General features: G+C 73.4%; 11 protein-coding genes and 1 pseudogene. 5 read left to right on the top strand and 7 right to left on the bottom strand.

Annotated elements, in window-relative coordinates:
- Positions 1-7: 7 nt before the first annotated feature.
- The 3 genes and pseudogenes from SLP03_RS14180 to SLP03_RS14170 form a co-directional block, all read right to left on the bottom strand.
- Positions 8-398, bottom strand: a pseudogene (locus tag SLP03_RS14180) (IS607 family transposase).
- Positions 399-447: 49 nt separating this feature from the next.
- On the bottom strand, positions 448-903 hold the full coding sequence (dtd, locus tag SLP03_RS14175) for a D-aminoacyl-tRNA deacylase (protein ID WP_319461046.1): 456 nt from the start codon (positions 901-903) through the stop codon (positions 448-450).
- 52 nt (positions 904-955) lie between these two features.
- Positions 956-2,425 (bottom strand): methyltransferase, encoded by a 1,470-nt coding sequence (locus SLP03_RS14170; RefSeq protein ID WP_319461056.1) that lies wholly within the window; start codon positions 2,423-2,425, stop codon positions 956-958.
- Positions 2,426-2,619: 194 nt separating this feature from the next.
- On the opposite strand from SLP03_RS14170, the gene SLP03_RS14165 reads away from it, so the two are divergent.
- Both SLP03_RS14165 and SLP03_RS14160 read left to right on the top strand, forming a co-directional pair.
- Positions 2,620-3,201, top strand: coding sequence for an HhH-GPD-type base excision DNA repair protein (locus SLP03_RS14165; RefSeq protein WP_319461045.1), 582 nt, complete (start codon positions 2,620-2,622; stop codon positions 3,199-3,201).
- A gap of 57 nt (positions 3,202-3,258) precedes the next feature.
- A complete protein-coding gene (locus SLP03_RS14160; RefSeq protein WP_319461044.1) occupies positions 3,259-4,458 on the top strand; it encodes a low temperature requirement protein A in 1,200 nt (399 codons plus the stop codon).
- An 8-nt stretch (positions 4,459-4,466) separates the two neighbouring features.
- Here SLP03_RS14160 and SLP03_RS14155 read toward each other — a convergent pair whose 3' ends face one another.
- Both SLP03_RS14155 and SLP03_RS14150 read right to left on the bottom strand, forming a co-directional pair.
- A complete protein-coding gene (locus SLP03_RS14155; RefSeq protein WP_319461043.1) occupies positions 4,467-4,778 on the bottom strand; it encodes a hypothetical protein in 312 nt (103 codons plus the stop codon).
- A 13-nt stretch (positions 4,779-4,791) separates the two neighbouring features.
- Positions 4,792-5,079, bottom strand: coding sequence for a hypothetical protein (locus SLP03_RS14150; protein WP_319461042.1), 288 nt, complete (start codon positions 5,077-5,079; stop codon positions 4,792-4,794).
- Positions 5,080-5,185: 106 nt separating this feature from the next.
- Here SLP03_RS14150 and SLP03_RS14145 point away from each other — a divergent pair, with 106 nt between their 5' ends.
- Positions 5,186-5,542, top strand: coding sequence for a DUF3099 domain-containing protein (locus SLP03_RS14145; protein WP_319461041.1), 357 nt, complete (start codon positions 5,186-5,188; stop codon positions 5,540-5,542).
- Positions 5,543-5,557: 15 nt separating this feature from the next.
- Here the strand turns inward: SLP03_RS14145 and SLP03_RS14140 are convergent, their stop codons facing one another.
- Together SLP03_RS14140 and SLP03_RS14135 are read right to left on the bottom strand one after the other, a co-directional pair.
- On the bottom strand, positions 5,558-6,457 hold the full coding sequence (locus tag SLP03_RS14140; protein WP_319461040.1) for a carbohydrate kinase family protein: 900 nt from the start codon (positions 6,455-6,457) through the stop codon (positions 5,558-5,560).
- Positions 6,454-7,377 (bottom strand): pseudouridine-5'-phosphate glycosidase, encoded by a 924-nt coding sequence (locus tag SLP03_RS14135; RefSeq protein ID WP_319461039.1) that lies wholly within the window; start codon positions 7,375-7,377, stop codon positions 6,454-6,456. The genes SLP03_RS14140 and SLP03_RS14135 overlap by 4 nt, the downstream gene beginning before the upstream one ends.
- Before the next feature lie 52 nt (positions 7,378-7,429).
- On the opposite strand from SLP03_RS14135, the gene SLP03_RS14130 reads away from it, so the two are divergent.
- Complete coding sequence (locus tag SLP03_RS14130; RefSeq protein ID WP_319461055.1) at positions 7,430-7,684, top strand: DUF3039 domain-containing protein; 255 nt, start codon at positions 7,430-7,432, stop codon at positions 7,682-7,684.
- A 40-nt stretch (positions 7,685-7,724) separates the two neighbouring features.
- Positions 7,725-8,375, top strand: coding sequence for a trimeric intracellular cation channel family protein (locus tag SLP03_RS14125; RefSeq protein ID WP_319461038.1), 651 nt, complete (start codon positions 7,725-7,727; stop codon positions 8,373-8,375).
- The last annotated feature ends 83 nt before the right edge of the window (positions 8,376-8,458 follow it).

Here is an 8,458-nt window from a genome sequence, read left to right as displayed (position 1 = left end):
AACTTCTTCACCCGGCCTCCGCCGCGGCAAGCAGTGCGGCGTCGGCCCGGTGTCGGGCCGACCGGCGCCCGTACAGGCGGGCGCACATCGAGGTCAGCACCTCGGTCATGTCCCGCACCAGATCATCGCTGGCTTCCTGTGCATCGAGGATGATCAGGCGACGACCCGAGGCGGCCAGGCGGCCTCCAGGTGCTCCACACCGAAGCGGGCCAGGCGATCGCGGTGCTCGACCACGATCACCGCCGCTTCGGGGTCGGCGAGGGGGCGTCAGGCTCCTGCACCAGCCAAGTCCCGGTAGCGGTACGCACCACTGGCACGGGCATCTTGCCGTCCCTAGCCCACCGCCAAGCGGTCTGGTATTGCACACCGCTGCGTGTCGCCCACTCGCCCAACCTCACACGACTATCCTACAAGGACATCGATAGAAGACGAAACAACGTGCAACAGCTAACAACCCCACCCCCGCCCCGTGGCGGGGGGGCAGAGGTCGAGGATGAGGGTGCGGGGGCCTACGTTGACGCTGTCGACCAGCATGTGGGTGCGGAAGCGGCCGGTCTCGACCTTGGCACCACGGGCGCGGAGCGCCTCGACCACCGCGGTCACCAGGGGTTCGGCCAGCTCGGCGGGGGCCGCCGCGGTCCAGCTCGGCCGTCTGCCCTTGCGGGCGTCGCCGTAGAGGGTGAACTGGCTGACCACCAGGATCGGGGCGCCGGTGTCGGCGGCGCTGCGCTCCTCGTCGAGGATGCGCAGCTCGTGGATCTTGCGGGCCATCGTCGCGGCGACCTGCGGGGTGTCGGTGTGGGTCACCCCGAGCAGCACCAGCAGCCCGTCGGCGATCTCACCGACCACGTCGCCGTCGACGGTCACGCTGGCCCGGCCCACCGTCTGCACCACGGCCCGCATCAGGCCGTCACCTCCGTCCGGGACCTGGCCGGCGCGGCCGCGGCCGCCGGCATCAGTCGGCCACCGGTTCGACGATGCCGCGCTCGACCAGGTGCGCCACGATCGGGCCGGCCGCCTCGGCCAGCTCTTCGGGGGCGACGTCGTGCGCGGCGGCGAGCAGGGCGAGCTGGTCGCGCAGCGGCAGCCGGCCGTCCGCGCCGCCGACCAGGGCGAGCACCAGCGGATCGATCTCCTCCGACCAGCGCAGCCCGTGCGGCATGGCGAGGACCTGCCGGTCCACCGCCCAACCCTCGTCGCCCATGGTGGCCTCCTGGCGCAGCTGGAGGCCCGTGGCGGCCCGGTAGCGCGCGGCGAGCAGCGTCTCGATGTCCCGTGCCCGGAGCCAGTCCTGGCGATCGAACCAGGCGGCGATGTGGTCCCCCATCGGCGGCTCCACCCGCTGGCGCAGGTCCTCCACCCGGACGACCGGCTCGTCATGGCCCGCGCGGCGGAGCGAGACGATGCCGAAGCCGATCGCCTCCACCTTGTGCGCGTCGAACCAGTCCAGCCAGGCCGCCATCCGCTGCGGGTCAGCGGCCTCGCCGACGTCGGTGAGCCACAGGTTGACGTACGCCATCGGGTCCGCCACCTCGCGCTGGATCGCCCAGGCGTCCAACCCGGTGCCGGCGAACCAGCCGGCCACCCGCTCGTCCCACTCCTCACCGGTGACGTGCACCCAGTTGGCCAGGTACTGCATCGTGCCGCCCTCGGTGAGCAGGTGCGGCGCGGCGGCGGCCAGCTCGGCGCCGATGGCGTCGCCGGCCCGGCCGGAGTCCCGGTATACGTGGGTGGTGGTGCCCGGGCCGACCACGAACGGCGGATTGCTCACCACCAGGTCGAAGCGGCGGCCGGCGACCGGGGCGACCAGGTCGCCGCGGAGCAGGTCCCAGTCCTGGCCGTTGAGCGCGGCGGTGGTGGTGGCGAAGCGCAGCGCCCGCTCGGAGACGTCGGTGGCGGTCACCCGCCGGGCGTGGGTGCCCAGGTGCAGGGCCTGTACGCCGGAGCCGGTGCCCAGGTCCAGCGCGGTCTCCACCGGACGACGGACGGTCGCGCCGATCAGCGTCTGGGTGGCGCCGCCGATGCCCAGCACGTGCTCGGCGTGCAGCGGCTTCCCGGGCCGGGCGCTGGCCGGCACGTCGGCGAGCACCCACCAGTCGTCCCCGTACGGCTCCAGGTCGACGCCGGCGCGCAGGCCGTCGCCGTACCGCTCGACCAGCCCCCCGGCGAGCGCCTCCTCGACGGCCAGCGGCGCGAGCGCGGCGGCCACCGCCGCCTCCGGCTCGGTCTGGTCGCAGATGAACACCCGGATCAGCGTGGCGAGCGGGTCGCGGTCCTCGGTGGCGCGCAGCGCGGCCCGGAAGTCGTTGCGGGCCACCCCGCCGGTGGCCTGCGCGCCGAGTCGACCGGCGATGCCGTTCGAGGTGAAGTCCGCCCGGGTCAGCGCGGTCCGTAGCGCCTCGACGCCGGCGGGGGAGAGCAGCATGTCATGTTCCACGTCGCCATCCTGCCTCGCGACCGGCGCCGATCGGCCGGCACCCGGGACATCCATTCCGTGGCCCCGTCCGTATCGGCCACGGTCTCCACGGGCGTGCCCCGCCCGTGTCCGCCGGGCCGGTTGCCGTCCCGACTCGGGGAGTCGGCGCGGCCCGCGCCGCGCGGAGGCGGCAGGATGGGGGCATGACGCTCTCGCTGCCCATCGACCCGGAAGCCAACCGGCTGCTGGAGCGCAGCCCGCTGGCGCTGCTCCTCGGCATGGTGCTCGACCAGCAGGTGCCGATGGAGAAGGCGTTCTCCTCGCCGTACGTGCTGACCCAGCGGCTCGGTCACGAGCCGGACGCCCGCGAACTGGCCGGGTACGCCCCGGAGGCCCTGGTCGCGCTCTTCGCCCAGTCACCGGCCCTGCACCGGTTCCCCAAGGCGATGGCGGCCCGGGTGCAGGAGGTCTCCCGGGTCCTCGTCGACCGGTACGACGGCGACCCGGCCGGCCTCTGGGCCGACGTCACGGACGGCCGGGAGCTGCTGCGCCGGGTCGGCGAGCTGCCCGGCTTCGGGAAGCAGAAGGCGCAGATCTTCGTCGCCCTGCTCGGCAAGCGGTACGACGTCCGGCCGGACGGCTGGCGGGAGGCCGCGGGCGGGTACGGCGACGCGGACGCGTACCGGTCGGTGGCCGACGTCACCGACCCGGAGTCGCTGCGCCGGGTCCGCGAGTTCAAGCAGGCGGCCAAGGCGGAGGCGAAGGCGAAGGCCGCGAAGGGCTGACGCAACCGTCGCCCGCTCCTGTCGTTGAGATCCTCAGGCGACGACGGCGGGCGGGGCATGGCGGACGAACGGGGCAAGGAGCTCCTCCGCGGCGACGAGACCTCGCCGCGGGCGACGTTCCTGGAGCTCTTCTTCGACGTCGCCTTCGTCTTCGCGCTCACCCGGGTGTCGAACCGGCTGATCGACGACTTCACGGTGGAGCGGAGGGTCTTCCTTTCCGAGGCGGGGCAGACGCTGCTGCTCCTGCTCGCCCTCTGGATGGTCTGGTCGTTGACCACGTGGACGACGAGCCGGTACAACCCGGCGCAGCCGGCGATTCAACTGGTCGTGGCGGGCTCGATGTTCGCCAGCATGGTGATGGCGGTGTCGCTGCCGGAGGCGTTCGACACGCGGGGCCTCTCCTTCGCGATCGGCTACGTGGCCGTCCAGGTCGGCCGTCCCCTCTTCCTCACGGTGGCGATGCGACACGACCCGACGCGGCACGCCGCCGGGCGGATCCTCGTCTGGGCGGTGGTGTCGGCGGTGCCGTGGATCGCTGGAGCGCTCGTGCACAACGACGCCCGCGGGGTGCTCTGGACCGTCGCGGTGATCATCGACTACGGCGCGGCCCGGCTGGGCTGGCCGCTGCCCGGACGGGGCCGGTCGCCCGCGTCCTCCTGGCCGGTGACCGGCGAGCACCTGGCCGAGCGCTACCAGCAGTTCACCATCATCGCGCTGGGCGAGATGATCCTGATCAGCGGATTCGGCTTCAGCATGAGCGAGTTCGCGGCCGCCCAGTGGGTGGCCTTCGCCATCACGTTCGCGAGCACCGCGCTGCTCTGGCGGATCTACTTCTACCGGGCCGGCACGGTGCTGGTGGAGGCGGTGGCCGGGTCGGCGCGACCCGGCCGGCTCGCCGAGTCGGCGACGTACACCCATCTGGTCATGGTGGCCGGCATCGTTGCCGCCGCCGTCGGCTACGAACTCGTCATCGGCCATCCTGGTGGGCACACCGATCCGGCATGGCTCACCGTGATCATTGGCGGTCCGGCGCTGTTCGTGCTCGGCCGGGCGCGTTTCGAGTACGAGGTGTTCGGCCGGGTGTCCCGGTCCCGGCTGGTCGGCCTCGTCGTACTGGTCGTGCTGGTGCCCCTGGTCATCCGGTTGCCTCCGCTGGCGGTCGGCGCGGCGACCACGGCGGTGCTGGGTGGGATCGCCGCGGCCGACGCGCTGCGGGCCCGGGGTCGGCCGCCGGAGCAGCCCGCGCCGCCGATCTGACGGGGCGGTCAGGCGGCGGTGGGGCGGGAGAGCGTGGCCAGCGCCCGACGGACGTCGGCGAGGGAGACGGTCGCCGTGTCGTCCAGCTCGGCGAGGCCCGCCTCGATCCACTGTCGCATCAGGGTGGTCACCCCGATGCCGCGGGCGTCGGCGGCGGCCCGGACCCGCTCGTACGTCTCCAGCGGGAGGCGCACCGAGCGGCTGACCATCGGCACGTCGGTGTCGGGGGTGGGCAGCTCCGCCGGCTGGCTCTCGTCGATCAGCTCGGCCAGCGCGTCGTCGCCGCCGTGGAAACGCTTGGTCGCCTCGTTCCGGTCCATCGTGACCGCCTCCTCATCGGCGAGATCTCCGTACCGCCTCGTCGTAGCGCTTCGCCTCGACGTCGCTCAGCTCGCGCGCGGACAGGACGTCCCAGTCGTTGTCGGTGCCGTCGGCCTCGGCGAGCAGCACGGCGAGGCGTCGCCCCCGGTGCGACACCGCGTAGACGACCATCACGTCGTCGCCGAGGTGCCGGATGACCCGCCGCGTGCTGTGCAGGGCCTCCCAGACTTCCCCTGGCGTGACGTCGTAGACCCGAAGGTTGGCCGACGCCTCGTCGGTGAAGCTGAACCGGCTGCCCACGGGCGGAGCGTACCACGGACGTAACACGTGGCCAAGATGAGTCGATGTTCGCTGATCAGCGGATTCGGGTGACAGGATGGGTCGTATCCCCTCGAGGAGGTCCGTGGTGAAGCGTCAGGCGTACCAGCCGATTCTGATCACCGACGCCTCGCGCAGCCAGAACGACCAGCTCACCAGCCGGCAGAAGCGCTATGTGCTGATGATGGGCATCCGGGTGGCGTGCCTGGTGGTCGGTGCCGTCCTGGTCGGCGTGAAGGCACCCCTGCTCTGGCTCTGGCTGCCGCTGCTCGGCTTCGGGATGGTGCTCATCCCCTGGCTGGCGGTGCTGCTGGCCAACGACCGCCCCCCGAAGGAAGAGCACCGCCTGGCCAACAAGTTCCACCCACGCCACCGCGACGAAGCCCCTCCCATGTCCCTCACGGCGGAGGACCGACCCCACAAGATCATCGACGCCGAACCCTGATCCCGACAGCTCCCATCAGGGGGTGGGGCGGGCGCCCAGCGTGGCGACGGCGGTGGCGCCGAGGTCGGCCGCGCGGGCGAGCGCCGCGCGGGGGTCCGCACCGGCGAGCCAGGCCGTCAGCAGGCCGGCGGCGAAGGCATCCCCGGCCCCGGGGACGTCCACCACCGCCACCCGGCGGGCCGGCGCCACGCTGACCGTGGCCTCCCGGTCGACCCAGACCGCCCCGGCCGCCCCGCGCTTGACCACCACCCGGCGGGCCGCCGCCGACAGCGCCCGCGCCTGCGCCGCCGGGTCCAGCCCACCGGCCAGCACCGTCGCCTCGTCCGTGTTCACCAGCAGCAGGTCGACGTCCCGTACCCAGGTCAGGAACGCCGCCGCGCCGACCCGCCGCAGCGGCGCCGCGGACGCCGCGTCGACGCTGGTGGTCAGCCCACGCTCGCGGGCGGCGGCCAGCGCCCGCAGTCCGGCGCCGCGCGACGCGGCGTCCAGCAGGGTGTACGCGGACAGGTGCAGATGTCCGGCGTCGGGCGCCGCGGCCAGGGCCCGGTCGACGTGCGCGGCGCTCAGCCGCAGGTTCGCCCCGCGCTGGCTGACCATGGTCCGCTCGCCGTCGGTGGTCAGCACGATGACCGTGCCGGTGGGGTAGCCCTCGTGGCGCTCCACCGCGCAGTCGACGCCGATCCGGGTCAGTTCGGCCACCCGGTCGCGTCCCGCCTCGTCGTCGCCGACCGCGCCGACCAGCGTCACGCCCGCCCCCTGCGCGGCGATCCAGGCGGCCGTGTTGGCCGCCTGCCCGCCGCCGCTGAAGCGGATCTCGGCGGCGGTGTCCGAGCCGGTCGCGAGCGGCCCGGAGAGCGCCGCCACCACGTCGGTGATCACGTCGCCGACGACGAGGACGCGGGACGGGTGGTTCATGCCGTGACGGCGGTACGGGCGACGGCGATCCGGGCGGCGAGGTCTGCGTTGCGCAGGATGATCCGGACGTTGACGGCGAGGCTGGCGCCCTGGGTGGCGGAGTGGAGGTGGGCCAGCAGGAACGGCGTCACGGCCTTGCCGGTCACCCCGTCGCGGGCCAGCAGGGCCAGGCCTTCGGCGAGCGTCCGGTCGTGCAGCTCCGGGTCGAGCTGCTCGTCGACGGGGAGCGGGTTGGCCACGATCAGCCCGCCGTGGTGCACGCCCTGCGCCTCCCGGGCGGCCAGCACGTCGGCCACCTGCTCCGGCGAGTCCACCGACCAGTCCAGGTCGAAGCCGGCGTCGGTGCGGTAGAAGCCGGGGAAGCGGCGGGTGCGGTAGCCGACCACGCCGACGCCCAGGGTCTCCAGCCGCTCCAGCGTCGCGCCCACGTCGAGGATCGACTTGACCCCCGCGCACACCACCGCGATCGGCGTCCGGGCCAGGGTGACCAGGTCGGCCGACTCGTCGAAGGTCTGCGCGGCCTCCCGGTGGACCCCACCGAGGCCGCCGGTGGCGAAGACGCCGATCCCGGCTGCCGCGGCCACCGCGCTGGTCGCGGCGACCGTGGTGGCGCCGTCCGCGCCGGTGGCGGCGGCCACCGCGAGATCGCGTACGGAGAGCTTGGTCACCCCGTCGACGGTGGCGAGCCGGGTCAGCTGCGCGTCGTCCAGCCCGACCACCAGCTCGCCGCCTACCATGCCGATGGTGGCCGGGACCGCCCCGGCGTCCCGGACCGCCTGCTCGATCTGGCGGGCGACCCGGAGGTTGTCCGGCCGGGGGAGGCCGTGCGAGACGATGGTGCTCTCCAGGGCGACGACGGGACGCCCGGCACGTCGGGCGTCGGCCACCTCGGTGCCGTAACGGATGTGAAAGTTGGTCACTTCCGTTACGGTACCGCCGCCGTTCCGGCGGGCTGCGGTGGACCGGCCCCGGATGACCTGTAAAAATGGAAAGGTTGGAGGTGTAGACGTGAGCACACAGATCCTCGAGCGTCCGGAACTCAAGGATGCCGATACCGGTCCCGAGATGTTCCACTACGTCCGCAAGGAGAAGATCGCGGAGAGTGCCGTCATGGGCACCCACGTCGTGGCGCTCTGCGGTGAGACTTTCCCGGTGACCAAGGCGGCCAAGCCCGGCTCGCCGGTCTGCCCGAAGTGCAAGGAGATCTACGACTCGTACAAGCAGTGATCCCGGTCGGTCGTGCCGGGCGCCCACGTAACCTGCGGCGGTGACCACCTCCACCCCTCTGCTCTTCGCCGACCTGACCGGGGTGGCCGTCTTCGCCGCCTCGGGGGCCTCCGCGGCGGTGGCCAAGCGGCTGGACCTGTTCGGCGTGGTCTTCGTCGGTGTCGTCGCCGCGCTCGGCGGCGGCATCTTCCGCGACCTGGTGATCGACGAGGTGCCGCCGCTGGCCTTCGCCGACTGGCGGTACGCGCTCGCCGCGGCGGTCACCGCCGCCGCCGTCTTCCGGCTCCACCCGCAGCTCGCCCGGCTGCGGACCACCGTCCTGGTGCTCGACGCCGCCGGCCTCGGGTTGTTCACCGTCACCGGCACGCTCAAGGCCCTGGACGCCCACGTGCCGGCGGTCGGCGCCTGCATGATCGGCATGATCACCGCGATCGGCGGCGGACTCGGCCGGGACCTGCTCACCGGGGAGATCCCGGTGGTGCTGCGCCGGGAGATCTACGCGGTGGCGGCGCTCGCCGGGTCGATCATGGTGGCCCTGCTGTCGACGTACGGACACGCGACGGCGGCGCCGTTGACCGCGGCGGCCGTCTTCGTCGTCGCGCTGCGCCTGATCTCGCTGCGCCGGCGCTGGTCCGCCCCGGTGCCCGGCATGCGCCCGCCGCGCACCGGCACCCGCGGCCCCCAGGGCTGAGCCGCCGGTCGAGCCCGCCGCGCGGGGGTCGCGGATGTGACCAGCGTGGCGTCGCCTGGGCCGATCCGGCCCCGCTGGTTATG

It is taken from the genome of Micromonospora sp. RTP1Z1, from assembly GCF_033804685.1.
Taxonomy (GTDB): domain Bacteria; phylum Actinomycetota; class Actinomycetes; order Mycobacteriales; family Micromonosporaceae; genus Micromonospora.
The sequence above is the reverse complement of the archived record's forward strand: the minus strand, read 5'-3'. Positions and strand labels throughout refer to the sequence as shown.